The sequence below is a fragment of the Methylobacterium sp. Leaf91 genome, assembly GCF_001422815.1.
Taxonomy (GTDB): domain Bacteria; phylum Pseudomonadota; class Alphaproteobacteria; order Rhizobiales; family Beijerinckiaceae; genus Methylobacterium.
This window is the reverse complement of the sequence record NZ_LMMP01000001.1, coordinates 271,112-287,650: the sequence shown is the minus strand read 5'-3', so window position 1 is coordinate 287,650 and position 16,539 is coordinate 271,112. Positions and strand designations below refer to the sequence as shown.

General features: G+C 66.5%; 9 protein-coding genes. 3 read left to right on the top strand and 6 right to left on the bottom strand.

Going from position 1 to position 16,539, the window contains the following annotated elements; all coding sequences use genetic code 11:
• Positions 1-299: 299 nt before the first annotated feature.
• Both ASF32_RS01240 and ASF32_RS01235 read right to left on the bottom strand, forming a co-directional pair.
• On the bottom strand, positions 300-1,475 hold the full coding sequence (locus ASF32_RS01240; RefSeq protein ID WP_056422449.1) for a glycosyltransferase: 1,176 nt from the start codon (positions 1,473-1,475) through the stop codon (positions 300-302).
• Between the two features lie 64 nt (positions 1,476-1,539).
• The gene (locus ASF32_RS01235) at positions 1,540-2,526 is read right to left on the bottom strand and encodes an NAD-dependent epimerase/dehydratase family protein (protein WP_056422446.1); all 987 of its coding nucleotides are present in this window, start codon (positions 2,524-2,526) and stop codon (positions 1,540-1,542) included.
• A gap of 722 nt (positions 2,527-3,248) precedes the next feature.
• Between ASF32_RS01235 and ASF32_RS01230 the strand changes: the two genes are divergently transcribed.
• The gene (locus tag ASF32_RS01230; RefSeq protein WP_056422443.1) at positions 3,249-4,640 is read left to right on the top strand and encodes a UDP-glucose/GDP-mannose dehydrogenase family protein; all 1,392 of its coding nucleotides are present in this window, start codon (positions 3,249-3,251) and stop codon (positions 4,638-4,640) included.
• A gap of 289 nt (positions 4,641-4,929) precedes the next feature.
• Here ASF32_RS01230 and ASF32_RS01225 read toward each other — a convergent pair whose 3' ends face one another.
• The 4 genes from ASF32_RS01225 to ASF32_RS01210 form a co-directional block, all read right to left on the bottom strand.
• Positions 4,930-6,087, bottom strand: a complete 1,158-nt coding sequence (locus ASF32_RS01225; protein WP_056422440.1) for a DegT/DnrJ/EryC1/StrS aminotransferase family protein — start codon at positions 6,085-6,087, stop codon at positions 4,930-4,932.
• Positions 6,068-7,303, bottom strand: a complete 1,236-nt coding sequence (locus ASF32_RS01220) for a glycosyltransferase (protein WP_244478198.1) — start codon at positions 7,301-7,303, stop codon at positions 6,068-6,070. The genes ASF32_RS01225 and ASF32_RS01220 overlap by 20 nt, the downstream gene beginning before the upstream one ends.
• A gap of 123 nt (positions 7,304-7,426) precedes the next feature.
• Positions 7,427-8,518 carry an SDR family oxidoreductase gene (locus ASF32_RS01215; protein WP_082470605.1) on the bottom strand — a complete coding sequence of 364 codons (1,092 nt, stop codon included), beginning with the start codon at positions 8,516-8,518 and terminating at the stop codon, positions 7,427-7,429.
• Between the two features lie 613 nt (positions 8,519-9,131).
• Complete coding sequence (locus tag ASF32_RS01210) at positions 9,132-9,815, bottom strand: response regulator transcription factor (RefSeq protein WP_056422434.1); 684 nt, start codon at positions 9,813-9,815, stop codon at positions 9,132-9,134.
• Between the two features lie 613 nt (positions 9,816-10,428).
• Here ASF32_RS01210 and ASF32_RS01205 point away from each other — a divergent pair.
• Both ASF32_RS01205 and ASF32_RS01200 read left to right on the top strand, forming a co-directional pair.
• Positions 10,429-11,586 (top strand): hypothetical protein, encoded by a 1,158-nt coding sequence (locus ASF32_RS01205; RefSeq protein ID WP_056422431.1) that lies wholly within the window; start codon positions 10,429-10,431, stop codon positions 11,584-11,586.
• Between the two features lie 272 nt (positions 11,587-11,858).
• Positions 11,859-16,517 carry a MupA/Atu3671 family FMN-dependent luciferase-like monooxygenase gene (locus ASF32_RS01200; protein WP_056422427.1) on the top strand — a complete coding sequence of 1,553 codons (4,659 nt, stop codon included), beginning with the start codon at positions 11,859-11,861 and terminating at the stop codon, positions 16,515-16,517.
• Positions 16,518-16,539 lie beyond the last annotated feature (22 nt).

The following is a 16,539-nucleotide window of genomic DNA, read 5'->3' as shown; positions in this document are numbered from 1 at the left end:
GATTGGATGGTTCGGCCGATTCACTTGGCAAAATCCATCATCCCACCGGATCACCTCATCCTGAGGTGCCCTTTGCTTCGGCAAAGGGCCTCGAAGGAGCGCTCCAGTCTGCTCAGTGGGTTCTGGAGCCCTCCTTCGAGGCCGCTACGCGGCACCTCAGGATGAGGTCGAGCCTCGGAAAACGGTTCAAAGAGGCTCCCGGAGCTACGCCCGACCACGTTGGGTCGGGCGTAGCTCCAGACCTTTGTTTTGCCGCGCTCTTTTTCCCCGAACCGGCATCCACTTCGGCGGAGAGCGCTCTAGACCGCGATCGGCATCGTCCGGTGCGAGTCCATCGCCTCGGCATAGATCTGCAGCAGCTGGCCGGTGGTGACGGTTTCGCTCCAGCAGGTTTCGTATTTCAGCCGTGCCGCCCGGCTCATGCGCTCGGACGCGGCACGATCTGACAGGACCCGCGTCATGGCGCGGGCGAGATCGGCGGCGTCGCCCGGGGCGGCGTGCAGGCCGGTTACCTCGTCCGAGACGATCTCGGCCAGCGAGCCGATCCGCGACGCGATCACCGGCAGGCCCATGGCGAAGGCTTCGACCACCACCATCGGCAATCCCTCGTACCAGAGCGAGGGGACGATCAGGGCCCTTGCCCCCCTCATCGCGGCGCGAACCTGCGCGGGGGTGACCTGGCCCCGGTCGTCGAGATCGGGCGAGGCGGCGACCTGCGCGGCCAGCGGCCCCGTTCCGATGACCGTGACCCTGCAGCCGGCGATCCTGGCCGCGGCATCGAGGGTCTCGACGCCCTTCTCGGTGGTGAGGCGTCCCACGAACAGTAATCCCTCCCGCGCGTTTGCCGAGACCGGGCCGGGATCGGCGAGCCCGTTCGCCTTCACGGCGATGCGGTGTCCGGGCAGGCCCGCCGCGATGAACCGGCCGCGCTCGAACTCGGTCAGCGCGATGAACCGGTCGACATGGTTCGCCCAGGTGCCGGTCTGCCTGTGATGCTGGATGGACCGCGCCACCGCGAGCGATCCGAGCCGGGAATCCCGGTAGCACCGGTGCAGCACCGCGTTGTAGGCGGAGCCGCCGACGCAGACCTCGCAGGGCGAGCCGTTCCGCGTCAGCATCGCGTTGGCGCACATGATCCGGTAATTGTGCAGCGTCTGGATCGTGGGCGTTCCCGTCTTGCGGACGGCCACATGCACCATCGGCGAGATCAACGGGAAGTAATTGTGGACGTGGACCACGTCCGGCCGGAAGAGATCGATCTCCTTCAGGACGAGGCCGATGTTCTTCGGTGAATTCACCGACTGGAACGCCGCGCGCAGGCGGTCGACCGGCGTGACGATGGATTTGTTGCTCAAGGTGAAGAGGCGGACGTCGCAGCCGGCCCGTTCGAGGGCGCCGATCTCCTGGGCGACGACGGAATCCTCGCCCCCGTGGAACTGGTACTCGTTGTGGACGATCAATACGCGTTTCGACATCTCGATCGCCTCACAATCGTTGCTGTGACCGCTGGTCAGTCTTCGTCCGGCCGCGGGCGCGGCGTTACTCGGCCGCCACGGAATGCAGGACCGGCTGAGCCTGCGCGATCTCTTCCTCGATCCAGCGGTAGGTCGGCACGAGCCCCTCGCGGATCATGATCTTGGGCTCCCAATCGAGAACCTTGCGGATCAGGCCGTTGTCGCTGTTGCGCCCACGCACGCCCTGCGGCTTCGTCAGGTCGTGGCGCTTGGTGATCGTCTTGCCCGCGATCTCCGCCGCGATATCGACGAGGTCGTTGATGCTGATCATCTCGTCGGTGCCGAGATTGATCGGCGCGCAGTAATCGGAATGCATCAGCCGGTACAGGCCCTCGACGCAATCGTCGATATACATGAAGGAGCGGGTCTGCAGACCATCCCCCCAGACCTCGATCTCACCACCATCGGGGCAGAGCACCACCTTGCGGGAGATCGCGGCGGGCGCCTTCTCCCGGCCGCCGTCATAGGTGCCGAGCGGACCGTAGACGTTGTGGAACCGTACGGACCGGGTCGGGATTTTCCAATCCTCGGTCATGTATTGGCACATCTTCTCCATGTAGATCTTCTCGAGCCCGTAGCCTTCCTCGGGCTGGGCCGGCCAGGCGACGTCCTCGGAGAGCGGGGTGACGTCGGGCGAGAGCTGGAGATGCTGGGGATAGACGCAGGCCGAGGAGGAGAAGAGGAACTTCTCCAGGCCGCTATAGCGCGCCGCCTCGATCATATGCGCGCTGATCAGGGTGTTGTTGAGCGTGATCTCGGCATGCGAGCCGCTGATGAAGCCGATGCCGCCCATGTCGGCCGCGAGGTGGTAGACCTCGTCCATGTCCTTGACGGCGATGGCGCAATTGTCCCGCATGCGAAGATCGACCTGCATGAAGTCGTGCGCGGCCGAGGCTTCGTATTGCGGGAGCTTGATGTCGGCCCCGCGGACCCAATAGCCCTTGTTGACGAGGCTTTTCACGAGATGGTGTCCGATGAAACCACCGGCCCCGGTCACAAGTATCTTTTTCATGACAGACAGCCCTTATTCAATGCGTGTCGTCAGAAGAACTGCATGATCGCCGAATGTATTGGTAGGAACCTTGAGGGTTAGATCGAACGCGCTCGCGGTGTCGCGTATAGTACCCTTGCGCCGGATGTGGCGACTTGGCGGTCAGAGGTGCCGGGCAAATGTGAGCCCACGGCCTCCGCCTTCCTCTGGATGCCCTGCTTGATGGGACTTCTTAGCGGATGCTCATGCCGAAGTCGGTCATCTGCCAGAGCAGATCATCCGAGCCGACCGCCTCAGGATCGGGGCTTCGATTTCTGGTCAGTGGGGGTTTCGACAAGACCATGAGCAGACCACGCCGTCATTCCGGGCTCGCCTTTGGCGCTCCGGAATGACGGGCTGGCTGTCAAAACCGATGTGAACTTTCCCGCAGATCGGATGACACTAATCCGAGTTCGGATCTCTGACCTCAGGATAAGGTCGTGCCTTGGAACAACAACGCGAAGAGGTCCTGAATTCCGTCCCGCGCGGACCCTGTCGGGCCACCGAATCGGGATGACGAAATGTCGGATCGCGTGTTCGCCATCAATCATGATCGCCGATCCTGTAGCTTTCGGACTAGTTCCCGACCACTCGGAAGAGATGTTCTCCAGGACAGGATGATATTTTAAGGTTGTCGCTTGCGGCGGTTGCTGTTCCAAACCCGTGACCGCCTTTGCTCATCTGAATGATCCATGGAGGCTGGAATGCGGGTGGCGGTCATCGGCGTCGGATATGTCGGTCTCGTATCCGGGGCGTGCTTTGCCGAATTCGGGCATCATGTACATTGCGTCGACAAGGATCCGCAGCGGATCGCCGCCCTGCGCGCGGGTCGCATGCCGATCTACGAGCCGCATCTCGACGCGCTCGTCGCCAACAACGTCGCCGCCGGGCGCCTGAGCTTCGGCACCGATCTCGCCGAGGCGGTGGGCGACGCGGAAGTCGTGTTCATCGCCGTCGGCACGCCCGCCCGGCGCGGCGACGGCCATGCCGACCTCGCCCATGTCTTCGCCTGTGCCCGCGACATCGCGCAAGCGATCCGGGGTTATACCGTGGTGGTGACGAAATCGACCGTCCCGGTGGGCACGGGGGACCGGGTCGAGCACATCATGCGCCTCGTCCAGCCGCAGGGCGCCTTCGCCGTCGTCTCGAACCCCGAATTCCTGCGCGAAGGCGCGGCCATCGCGGATTTCCAGCATCCCGACCGGATCGTCATCGGCACCCAGGACGAGCGGGCGCGGGCGATCATGACCAACCTCTACCGGCCCCTGGCGGAGGCGGCGGTGCCGCTGTTCTTCACCACCCGGCGCACCGCCGAGCTGGTGAAATACGCGGCCAACGCCTTCCTCGCCATGAAGATCGGCTTCGTCAACGAGATGGCCGATCTGTGCGAGCGGGCGGATGCCGATGTGGAAGGGGTCTCCTACGGGATCGGCCTCGACCGGCGGATCGGCGCGCAGTTCCTCCAGCCGGGTCCGGGCTTCGGCGGTTCGTGCTTTCCCAAGGACATCCAGGCGCTGATCAAGTCGGCGCAGGATTACGGCGTCCCCTCCCGGATCATCGAGACGGTGGCGGCCGCCAACGAGCAGCGCAAGCGATTGATGGCGCGGCGGCTCATCAAGGCCTGCGGCGGCTCCGTCAGGGGGCTGACCATCGCGGTGCTCGGCCTCACCTTCAAGGCGAATACCGACGACACCCGCGAGGCGCCGGCCACCTCGATCATCACCGCCCTCCAAGACGAAGGCGCCGAGGTGCGGGCCTATGACCCCCAGGGGATGGACCAGGCGAGGGCGCTCATGCCCGACATCGCCTACGCCACCGACCCCTATTCTTGCGTGGCCGGCGCCCATGCCGTGGCGATCGTGACGGAATGGAGCGTGTTCCGCACCCTCGACCTCGCCCGTCTCCGGGCCCGCATGGCAGGATCGGTCCTCGTCGATTACCGCAACATCATCCCGGTGGCGGAGGCGACGGAGGCCGGTTTCCGCCATGTGGGAATCGGCCGGCGCAGCGTCACGGCGGAGCGCCCGGTGCCACGGATCGACCTGACGCAGCCGCAGGGAGCGGTGCTGCCGGAACTCGCCATCGCTGCGGGGTAATCCAGCGAGGGCATGGACCGAGCGAAAGCCGCCCCGCGACTGCGGGGCGGCTTTCGTGTGTCGGTTCTACTTGGGGGGTACTTGGGGAAGTCTGTATCGTTGCAAGACGACGGATCTTCCCGCCCTCTCACCTTATCCTGGGGCGCGCTTTGCGCAAGCAAAGGGCCTCGAAGGAGCCCTCCAGTTCGCTGAGCGAGGACTGGAGCCCTCCTTCGAGGCCGCTTCGCGGCGCCTCAGGGCGAGGTAAGAGGTTGGAAGAGCGGGAGAACGGGTTTTGGTGGGAACCTATTCACCGTCCGGTCGCGGTCCTTAGGGCGGGCTTCGGCCAGAACGCGGAGGCCTGGGCCAGCACGGTCTCGATCACCTCGTCCTGCTCGTCGATGCGCAGATCCGGGAAGAGCGGCAGCGAGAGCGTGCCCTCGCCCCATTCCTGCGCCACGGGCAGGGACGAGGCTTCCGGCACGTCGCGGTAGAGGGTCAGCGTGGGCACGCTGCGGTAATTCACCGTCGTGCCGATGCGGGCCTCGCCCAGCGCCCGGAGCATGTCGTCGCGGCGCCCGTCGGGCACGTGGATCGGGAACAGGTGCCGCGCCGAGACCACGCCGCGCTCCATGGCCGGCCAGGTGAACGGGGTGCCGGCGAGCGCGCTCTCGTAGCGTCGGCTCAAGGCCTCGCGCCGGGCGCACTGGACCTCGATCTGCTCGATCTGCGGCGCGAGCAGGACCGCCAGCAGGTCCGGCAGGTTGGCCTTGGTGCCGAGGCGGTCGATGTCCCAATGGTTGTAGGTCCCGCCCTGGAAGCGCTGGGCCGCGCCGGCGGACATCCCGTGCAGCACCGTCTGCACCAGGGTTCGGGCGAGGAGGGGATCGCGGGTGACGACGGCGCCGCCCTCGCCGCAGGTCACGTTCTTCGTGGCGTAGAAGGAGAAGATCGCCGCGTCGCCGTCCTGCCCCGGCCGGCGCCCGTTGCGGCTGCCCTCGAAGCAATGGGCCGCGTCCTCGATGATCCGGATCGAGGAGGGGATCGCCGCCCGCAGAGCCGGGATGTCCACCATCTGGCCGTAGAGATGGACGGGGATGATCGCCCGCGTCCGCTCCGTCACGGCCGCCGCCGCGAGACCCAGGTCGATGAGGAGCGTGTTCGGGTCGCTGTCGACGAAGACCGGCGTCGCGCCGACGAGGCGCACCACGTTGGCCGTCGCCGCGAAGGTCATGGCCGGTACGATGACCTCGTCGCCGGGGCCGATCCCCATGGCGAGGAGGGTCGCCACCGCCCCTTGCGTCCAGCTCGAGGTGAGCTTGGCATGCGGCACCGCGAAGAAATCCCGCAGCAGGTCCTCCACGCGCGCGCCCTCGGGGCCGGTCGTCAGGAACGCACTGCCGAGGACCGAGGCCACCCGCACGGCGTAATCGGGCGAGAGCGCATGCCTATAGAACGGGACTGCCATCGGTTGCCTCCATGTCTTCGCTGAGAGCCGGCGATGCCGGTGTGGTTCGGTAGAGGGCGTGCAGGCGCGCCGCGACCACGGTCCAGTCGGCCGAGCATCCCATCCGGTGGGCGCCGCGCGACATCGCCCGCCATTCCGCGGAATCGAGGGAAGCGGCCCGGGCGAGCGACTGGGCCACGGCCTCGGCCGTCAGATCCTCGATGAGGAGGCCGGCGCCGTGCCGCGTCATCGCCTCGGTCATCCCCGCCTCGGCGGTGATGAGGAGCGGCACGCCGAGGATCTGGGCTTCGAGGGCCGCCGTCGGCCAGCGGTCGAGGCGCGAGGGAAAGGCGAAGAAGTCCCAAGACCGGACGATGTCGTCCCGCTCGGCCCCGTAGCGCGGCCCCTCGAAGGTCACGGCGGATTCGATGCCGAGGCGGCGGGTCGTCGCCATCAGCTCGTCTCGCTCGTCGCCGGGGCCCATGACGACGAGGCGGCCGGTGCCGCCCTGCCGCCGGTAGAGGGCGAACCCTTCGATCAGCAGGTCGAGCCCCTTGTGGAACACCGCCAGCCGGCCGCAGAAACCGAAGACCGGCGAGCCGCCGGCAGGGCCAGATGACCCGCCGGCAGGGCCGGACCTGTCGACGAATCCCGGACGCCCGCCGAGCGCGCTCGAATAGACCCCGTGGGGCACGAGGACCGACCGGGCCTTGGGCGCCAGGCGGCGGAGTTCGGCCTGTTCGAGGGCCGTGATGACGTGGACGAAGCGCGCGCCCTCCAGAACCCGCCGCTCCAGCAGCCGGACGTAGAGGGCCGTCGACGGCTTCACCAGCCGGCCGGCCCGGTCGTAGAAATGCGAGAAGCAGGCATGGAGGCTGATGACGTAGGGGATGCCGCGCCGGCGCAGCATCCGCGTCAGGGAGACCAGAAGCGGTTGGCGCGCGCCGTGGAAGTGAAAGATCGTCCGCGTGTCGGCCCCATCGAGGAAAGCCTCGCGGGAGCGGCGCGACAGGCTGACCGTGCGGCCGAGGATCCTGAGCCCGTCCAGCGGGACATGATCCATCCGGATGCCCGCCGGCACCGTCATCCCGTTGGGATCGCGCGACAGGAACAGGATGCGGGACGCCTCGCCCGACACGGTCTGCTCCGTGACGAGGGAGCGCGTATTCTGGTGAATACCGTTGGCGAAGGAGGGATATCCCTCCTTGTTCTCGATGATGACGTGTCGGACGGACAAGGGGGAGCCACCATCCGGCCGTCGGACCGTGGACGAGGGAGGCACGTCATAGGCTCGCATGGATGTCCTCTCGGGCCGGCCGGTCGGAGATGCGGGTCCGGGCGGACGCGGACCCGTTTCGTCTCAGGCGCGCGCCGCCTCGGCGCCGGCCTCGAAGGCCGGGCGGGGAAACACGCCCGGGGTCGCGGCGATGGCCTCTTCGGCCGGGATCGGCAGGCTCAGCCGCTGGAGCGGGTCGGCGAGCAGCATCTTGTACCACTTGACCGTGTTGCAGACGGCGGTGTTTCGCAGGATCTTGGCGTCGATGGCGTTCTGGATCTCGATGACGGCATCCTCGATCCGGTGTCTCGCCCCGAAGCCAAAACTTTCCCGCGCCTTGGCGAAGCTCACATGGTAATCGCGCCGGTCGAGCCCGCAGGGCATGAACTCGATCTCGCTCGCCTTGGTGACGGTGTTCTTCACCGCGAGCGCGATGTCGACGATCTGGCGGTTGTCCCAGCCGATGTTGAAGGCCGCACCGGCGACGACGCCGGACGGGGCGCGCAGGGCGCTGAGGAAGGCGGCGGCCACATCCCGCACATGGACAACCGGACGCCATTGCGATCCGTCGCCCCCCACCGTGATGCGGCCGCGATCCAGGGCGTCGAAGGTCATCTGGTTGACGACGAGGTCGAACCGCATGCGCGGCGACAGGCCGAACACGGTGGCGTTCCTGAGCGCCGTGGCGGCGAAATGGCCGGTATTCAGGGCGAGCACCGCCTCTTCGGCCCTGGCGCAGGTCTGCGCGTAGATGGTGAGGGGCCGTAGAACCGCGTCCTCGGTGAGGAACATGTCCTGGCCGGCGCCGTAGACCGCGCAGGAACTGGCGAAGAGGTAGCGGCGGACGCCGGCGCGCTTGGCGGCCATGGCGGCCCGTATCCGGCCCTTCTCGTTGATCGACCGTGTCAGCTCCGGGTCGAGGTCGCCGGACGGATCGTTCGATAAAGCGGCCAGATCGATGGCATAATCGCAATCGTCATAGGCATGATGGTCGATGAGCCTGATGTCCTGCTTGACGATCTCAAGCTTGGGGTGGCCATCATATTTCGAGAGAGCAAGGTCTCCGAAATAAAAGGCATCTATGGCTCTGACCTTGTACCCGTTCCGAAGTAATTCTCCGACCATGACGGAGCCAATGTAACCGCCGGCTCCCGTGACAGCAACTTTCGCGTTCATGATTGTCATCCATCGCAGTCTTGAGAACAATGCTTCAGTCTTGATGTTCAATTTAATGTGATGAATTTCGTAAGGCAAAAGAACAATGGGACTAGCAGCGATGGTTCGGGGTGCAGTTCAGTAATACGAAATCAAGATGCCGCGGCGCGAATGGATTAGCCGGGGGTGTTTCCTATGTGGCGCGTCTCGTCGGCGACGATCGACTGAACAAGGAGCGCTCGCGCTCGGTATCGACGCGCGTCAGCGCACGGGCCGTCCTTCGACGATTTCGGCGAGCGCATGGCCGTTCACGGGGAGCCGACCTCGCGGGAGGCGGGGTTTCCCAGGCGTGCGAGCGTGGCGGTGGTGTCGAGCGGGAGGAGCGTGAGGCCGGACGCCGAAGGCGTCGAAAGGCATCGGGCCAAGAAGGCATCGGGCCAAGTATGATTGGCCAGGGGACCGCGTAAGACGGCACGGGTCCGAAGAGAGATGTAGGACGAAAGATGAAAGCCGATCTCTCTGAGACGAGAGATGGGATTAGTCTCAGCCGAATCCGCGCCTCTGCTCGGCGCGGGTCATGTCTTGCGAGATCCACCCCGTCGAACGGGATGGATCCGCCCAGATGGCGGCGCCTCTATACGGCCGCCATCCCTTCGAGCGTATCGTTGAGCGATGCCGCGCCGGGATGATGCTTGGCGAAGCTCGCTCGGTCGCCCGAGTTACAATATTTGATACCCCAAAGAGCCGCTTGTGTCCTGTTCCGTACGTTAATCTTTCGGAGGATCGCCTTCACATTACCCTTCACCCGTCCTTCGGCGATGGACAGGCGCTCGGCGATGGCGCGGTTTGAATCGCCCTTGATCAAGCAGGCGATGATACTGAGTTCCCGGTCTGACAGATGAAGTGTCTGATCCTGAGAGGGGAACGGCTCGTCGGCCTCAGGTTCCCCGCTTTCCTCCTCACCGGGAAGGGGGTCGGCCTCGGCCCCAATGCACAGATGGGGCACCACGCAGTGGTCGAGCAGGATCAGTTCCAGGGCCTGCACCAAAGTATCAGAACACGCACTGTACAAAAGAATAGCCGCCGCACCGCATTCCAGCATGGGCGCTACATGCTCGGCCTCGCAGGTCGCGCAAATGCAGATGATGAAACTGTTGGGAAAACGAAGACGAGCGTTCAAGATTTCCTCGGTCGGGGCGTTCGCCGTCGAGGGAATACTCATGATGACAATAAGGTTCGATTCGGAAGATTCGGGTAAATCCTGGGCCTGATCGAGATTTCCGACCATGGAAATCACGTCGAACCCGCTCTTCAGCAATATGTATCGTAACCCTTCTCTGTAGAGCGCAGTTCCACCGCTGATCACGGTTGCGGGTCGCGCCGTAGATGCAAAATTGGGTCGTGGAAAGGTAGTTCCGGAAACGTGAATCATCGTCAGCCCCCCACCAATTCGTACTGATAAAGTCGACCGCTCCACTTACAAGTAATGTACAAATCGATACATTAAAGTGAGAGTCTGGTATGGATCGGAACAATCTGACCGTCAATGAAAAAACGATTAAATAATCCTTTTTTGGTCATCCCATTTGATCGATAGCCGCGCCCGACTGTGATCTGCCATCCGAAAGCTCTATACGGATGTTAATTGCGGATGGTTCTACGGGCGAACATTGGGGAGTGTGCCCGCGGATTCCTGGCATATCTCGAAGTCATCGATTGTATAGATTCCCTCGTGTTCGTTCAGACTCGCTCCTCGTCCCAGATCGACCGTTCGGAGTAGGTCTCTTTCGATCTCCGTTGTCTGGCAGCGCGAGGTACAATCACCGGCATTCAGTTGCGGTGATGTAGGATTCGCTATGCTGGGCAGGTGGTTAGACAAGCAAAACAGCTTTGCCGGCTCTCAAGGCGCGCAGGGTGCCGGTGGGCGGTGCTTGGCCGATGCGGCGCAGGCTGGTTCGGCATCCTCGTCGGCCGGCGTAGAATCAGGGTCCGGCGGGGCAGGAAGCTGGGCCGAGTCGTTCAGGCTCGACCATGCCGAGCTCATTGGCCCGCACCGGCCGGGCCCCCGTATTCCCGGCAGTCTCACCTGGCTGCTGGCGACGACATCGATCCTTTCCGCGCTGGTCTTCGGTCTCGTGGTCGAGACGACCCGGTCGGTCGGTGCGCGCGAGGCGCGCCAGAGCGAGGACGGACATCGCGTCGCGTTGCAGCAGGCCGAAGACCGGATCGCGACGCTCGCCCTGGAACTCCGCTCCGAGAAGGACGCGGCCGAGATCTCGCGCTCCCTCCTGAGCCGGCAGCTCGATGAGGGAAGCCGGGCATTGGAGACCGTCGAAGCCGATCTGAAGCGAGCGCAATCCGAGCGGCAGGCACAGGCCGCCCGCGCGGACGACCGCGAACAGGCGCTCCGTCGCCTCGAGGAGCAGTTCGAGGCGAGCCGTCGGGAAGCCTCGACCCTCCGGTCCGAAGCCGCGGATCTCCTGGCGCGCACCGATGCGGCGATGCGCGCGCAGGCCGCGGCGGATGAGGCGCGCCGGGCGGCCGAAGCGGTTCTGGCGAATGCCGGGGGCGCCCGCGACGGCGATGCGCCGGCGCGGACGGAACTGGCCTCGATCGATGACGACGCGAAAAGCGATGTCCGGTCCGCTGCGCTGCCGGTCGCCATGGACAGGTCAGCGGAGGCCGCGCCGCTGGCGGTCCCGCCCGTGACCGATCCGCGCCCGGGATGGTTGACGCATGGCAGCGCCACCTTCGCTTCCCTCGACGCCGTCGCCCATTCCCGTGGCCTCGGGCCTGTGAAGGCCCAGCCACAACCAACGGCCTCCGCCGTTCGCCGCGCGCCGCCGCGCCCGAACCGTGGGCGGACTCAGGCGAGCGACGCGGTGTCGATGCCGGCCTCCTCCGCCGCTCAGCCCGTGGCGAAAGCGGGCCTCGACGGCGGTGAGGCCGGTCCGGGACCGGACGGCGCGCCACAGCGTGTGCCGGTCTCCGCCCTCTTGCGTCCGTCACCGGTCCGGGCCGCGCCGCAGCAGAAACCCGCCCGTGGCGAGGGAGTATCCGCGGAGAAAAAGCTAAGTAATCCCAAGTAGCGCTTCTCCTGGGCGCATTCGCGCCGCATTCTCCTTGCCGAGCTTGGATTAAAGTCATTCTCTAAGTCGCGCTGAGTGAAAAATCGTTATCCAAGTGATTTAACGTCAAATTTGTGCCAGTTATATTCCGCGATGATGCATTTATAGTTTGGTTGCGTCGATGTATTCGTGATTTTTTTCGAATGACGGCGCGATGCATCGCCGTCTTTGCGCGGTGAATACGAAGCCTTGGATGCGTCATCGCCAAACATCGATCTCTGTGACGCGCAGCGATGCCGGAGCCTGTCGAGATGGAATTCATCGAGAACCGTTCCCAGGACGAAACGGATATCCGTCAGGCCGACGACGATGGGCGGTCCACCGCCTACTTCATCGGCGACGGAACCTTGCTGATCCGATGCGCGGAGCTCTTCCTGGCCGCCGGGCATGCGATCTCTGCCGTGATCACGCGGGACCGGCGCGCCGCCGAATGGGCGCGCCGCGCCGATATCGCGATCATCGACAAGGATGCGTTCCTGGCCGCCGGCCATCGCGATCCTCCGGTGGATTTCCTGTTCAGCGTCGGCAATCTCGACGTGATCCCATCGGCCGTGCTCGCCCGGGTCCGGCGCCGGGCGATCAACTTTCACGATGGCCCCCTGCCGAGGCATGCCGGCCTCCATGCCACGACCTGGGCGATCCTCGCCGGGGAGACCTCGCATGGCGTCACCTGGCATCAGATCGACGAGACCATCGATACCGGCGCCATCCTGGCGCAGGAGCATTTCGACATCCTGCCCGGTGACACCGTCTTCAGCCTCAACGGCCGCTGCTACGAGGCCGGCGCCTCCAGTTTCGCCGCCCTCCTCGACGGGCTCGTCTCGGGCCGCGTGGAAGCGAGGCCGCAGCGGGGTGAGCGCCTCTACCATGGCCGGCTGAAGCGCCCGGATCGCGCCGCGACCCTGGATTTCCGCCAGCCCGCCGCCCGGATCGCCGCCCTCGTCCGCGCCCTGGATTTCGGCCCGGTGCACAATCCGCTGGCGCGCCCGAAGATCTTCACCGGGCAGGATCTGGTCCTGGTCCGGGGCGCGGAGATCGGTCCCGCCTCCGCTCACCTCCGGCCCGGTACGATCATTCGGGTGGGCCCCGATCTCATCTCCGTCGCGACGGCGGATCGCGAGATCGTCCTTTCCGGCCTCACCACTCTGCGCGGCGAGCCGGCCGGCACTCTGTTCAGCCCCGGCACGGTCCTGCCCGAGATCGAAGGGCCGCGCGCCGAGGCGCTCGCGTCCGCCCAACGCCTCGCCGCCGCCCACGAGGCGTTCTGGATCGAGCGCTTGGAGGCCGTCGCCGCGCCGACCTTGCCCTATCCCCGTCGCGGGGACGGCAGCTCCGAGGTCGCGCCGCATTCCATCGCCATCTCGGTTCCCGGCGCGGCGAGCCTGGACGATGCGGCGGCGGCCTTCCTCGCCTGGATCGGCCTCGTCTGCGACACGCCCCGGGTTACGCTGGCGTTGAGAGAGGCCGCCGAAGATGAGGACGATCCGGGGGCCGCGCCGGAGCCGTGGTTCCTGCCGGACCGTCCCCTGACCCTGGTCCTCGACCGGGACGGCTCGGTCGCGGAGCTCCGGGCGGCGTTCGCAGCCGAGCGCGCCGACCTCGCCGCCAGGGGTATTCTGGCCGCCGATCTACCGCAACGCGCCGCCTCTCCCGAAATGCGCGAAAGGGCCGTCGCATGGCGCAAGATAGGCCTGGTCCATGGCGGTGCGAAACCGGGTCTCCTGACGCGTTCCGGCTCCGAATTGTTGCTGGTTCTGAGCGAGGGCGAAAGCCGGGCTGAGCTCCTCGCCTGCGGCCGGACCTTCGAGGCCGAGGTGGCGCAAGCCATGGCGGGACAGTTCGCGGCCTTCCTCCAGGCCTTCCTGGCCGATCCCGAGATTCGCCTCGGCGCGCTCCCCCTCGTGCCGGAGGAAGAGGCGGCCATCGTGGCGGCGCTCAACGCCACCACCCTGCCTTTCCCGCACAATCGCACGATCCAGGACGAGATCGCCGCCAGGGCGGCCGAGCTGCCCGAGCGGGACGCCGTCGTCGCGGGCAAAACCCGCCTCACCTATGGCGAGCTCGACCGCGCCGCCGGGGAACTCGCCGGCCGCCTCGTCGCGGCCGGAATCGGGCCGGGGACCATCGTCGGCATCTGCCACGAGCGGGTACCCGATCTCGTCGTCGCCGTCCTCGCGACCTTGAAGGCCGGTGCGGCCTACCTGCCCCTCGATGCCGATTATCCGCGCGAGCGCCTCGCCTACATGCTCGAAGATTCGGGCGCCGAGGTCCTGCTGACGAGCCGCCCCATCCAGGATCGCCTCGCCTTCGCTCCGGCGCAGGTGCTCTACACCGCGGAGGCCAGCGGCGAGGCCGCGCCGCCCCCCGGTCGCGCCGGCGGGCAGGATCTCGCCTACGTCATCTACACCTCGGGTTCGACCGGCCGGCCCAAGGGTGTGGCGATCACCCATCGCAACCTGATGAATTTCTGCTCCGGCATGGATGCCCGCATCCCGCACGATCCCCCCGGAATCTGGCTCGCGGCGACGAGCCTGTCCTTCGACATCTCGGTACTCGAAATCCTCTGGACCCTGGCGCGCGGCTTCTCGGTGGTGCTGCACGGACAGCGCTCCGAGCCCAGTTCCGGCCCCGGCTTCAGCCTGTTCTACTTCTCGAACGACGACGCGGCGGACCCGCAGGACAAGTACCGTCTGCTGCTCGAAGGCGCACGTTTCGCCGATCGCAACGGTTTCGTGGCGGTGTGGACGCCGGAGCGGCACTTCCACGCCTTCGGCGGCCTCTACCCCAATGCCGCCCTCAGCGCCGCCGCCCTCGCCGCCTGCACCGAGCGCGTTAAGATCCGCGCCGGCAGCTGCGTCCTGCCGCTCCACCATCCCCTGCGCGTCGCCGAAGACTGGGCGATGATCGACAACCTGTCGAAGGGCCGGGCAGGGATCGCCTTCGCGTCGGGATGGCAGCCGAACGACTTCGTCCTGGCGCCCGAGCGCTTCGCCGAGCGCAAGGACAAGATGGCGGGGCAGATCGACGACATCCGCCGCCTCTGGCGCGGCGAGCGCCTGCCGTTCCCCAACCCGCTGGGCAAGGTCGTGGAGATCGGCACGATGCCCCGGCCGATCCAGCCCGAACTGCCGATGTGGCTCACGGCGGCTGGCAATCCCGACACCTTCGTCCAGGCCGGGCGGCTGGGATGCGGCGTCCTCACCCATCTCCTCGGCCAGACCCTCGAGGAACTGGCGGACAAGATCCGGCAATACCGCATGGCCTGGCGGGAGGCCGGGCATGCCGGTGAGGGCCATGTGACCCTCATGCTCCATACCTTCGTGGGCGAGGACGAGGATGCGGTCCGCGAGACCGTCCGCGAGCCGATGAAGCGCTACCTCGGCAGCGCGATGGATCTGGTCAGGCAGGCCGCCTGGACCTTCCCGACCTTCGTCCAGCGCGCGGCCTCCGACGGTCGCACGCCGGCCGAGATCCTCGACGCCGAGGATTTGTCACCCGCCGATCGCGACGCGCTGCTGGACCACGCCTTCGAGCGCTATCACCGCACCGGCGGCCTGTTCGGCACCCCGGAATCCTGCCTCGGCATGGTCGAGGCGGTGCGGCGCATCGGGACCGACGAGATCGCCTGCCTCATCGATTTCGGGGTGCCGACCGATCTCGCCCTCGACCATCTCGAGCACCTGAAACGGCTGATGGTTCTGGCCGGAACCCTCACCGCGACGGTGCCCGCCTCGGTTCCAGAGGAGATCGTCCGGCACCGGGTCACCCACTTTCAATGCACCCCCTCCATGGCCCGGATGCTGGTGGCCGATGCGGCGGGCCGGCGCGCCCTCGCGCAACTCGGCACCATGATGGTGGGCGGCGAGGCCCTGAGCGGGGACCTCGCCGGAAGGCTGCGCGACCTCCTGCCCGGCACATTCCTCGGCATGTACGGCCCGACGGAGACGACGATCTGGTCGGCCGTGCTCGAGATCGACGGCGTGGAACGCGGCGTGACCCTCGGCGAACCCATCGCCAACACGGTGCTGCACGTGCTCGACGCGCACCGGCGCCCGTGCCCGGCCTATGTGGCGGGCGAGCTCCATATCGGCGGGGAGGGCCTCGCCCGTGGCTATCTCGGCCGCGACGAGCTGACGGCCGAGCGGTTCATTCCCAATCTCTTCGGTCCGGGGCGGCTTTACAGGACGGGCGACCTCGTCCGCCGGGACGCCTCGGGAGCGCTGATCTTCCTCGGGCGGCTCGATCACCAGGTCAAGGTCCGGGGGCACCGGATCGAGCTCGGCGAGATCGAGACCGCATTGGCGCGCCAGCCCGGCATCGCCGCCGCCGTCGTGGTGGCGCGCGAGGATAGCGACGGCGACCAGCGCCTGGTGGGCTACGTCACCGCCAGGGACGGCGCGACCCTGCGGCCCGAGGCCCTGCGCGAGGCGGTCGCCTCGACCCTGCCCGCCTTCATGGTCCCGGCTGTGATCGTCGTTCTGCCCGCCCTCCCGATGACCCTGAACGGCAAGGTCGACCGAGGCGCGCTGCCCGCGCCGCATCAGGCACCGGAGGCCGCTGCTCCGCCCGAAGTGCCGATGAGTTCAGTGGAGGCGCTGATCGCCGGCATCTGGGGCGAAGCGCTCGGCCGGCCGGTCGTCGCCACAACCGAGAACTTCTTCGACCTCGGCGGTCACTCCCTCCTCGTGGTGCAGGTCCAGCGCCGTCTCGGCGAGGAACTCCGCCGGGAAATCGCGATCACCGACCTGTTCCGCTTCCCCACGATCCGCACCCTCTCGCTGCATCTCGGAGGATTCGCCACCGGCCCCTCGGCAACCGACCGGGGACACGATCGGGCCAAGGCGCGGCAGGCGCTGAGACGGCGCCATGAGATGCCGGCGCCCGTCGCGTAGCCATCGGCCAGTAGAGAAACGT

What these genes read in the sequence shown, in the direction of transcription:
- ASF32_RS01230 (WP_056422443.1), top strand. Translation starts at nt 3,249, where the DNA reads ATGCGGGTGGCGGTCATCGGCGTCGGATATGTCGGTCTCGTATCCGGG.
- ASF32_RS01215 (WP_082470605.1), bottom strand. Translation starts at nt 8,518, where the DNA reads ATGAACGCGAAAGTTGCTGTCACGGGAGCCGGCGGTTACATTGGCTCC.
- ASF32_RS01200 (WP_056422427.1), top strand. Translation starts at nt 11,859, where the DNA reads ATGCCGGAGCCTGTCGAGATGGAATTCATCGAGAACCGTTCCCAGGAC.
- ASF32_RS01235 (WP_056422446.1), bottom strand. Translation starts at nt 2,526, where the DNA reads ATGAAAAAGATACTTGTGACCGGGGCCGGTGGTTTCATCGGACACCAT.
- ASF32_RS01240 (WP_056422449.1), bottom strand. Translation starts at nt 1,475, where the DNA reads ATGTCGAAACGCGTATTGATCGTCCACAACGAGTACCAGTTCCACGGG.
- ASF32_RS01225 (WP_056422440.1), bottom strand. Translation starts at nt 6,087, where the DNA reads ATGGCAGTCCCGTTCTATAGGCATGCGCTCTCGCCCGATTACGCCGTG.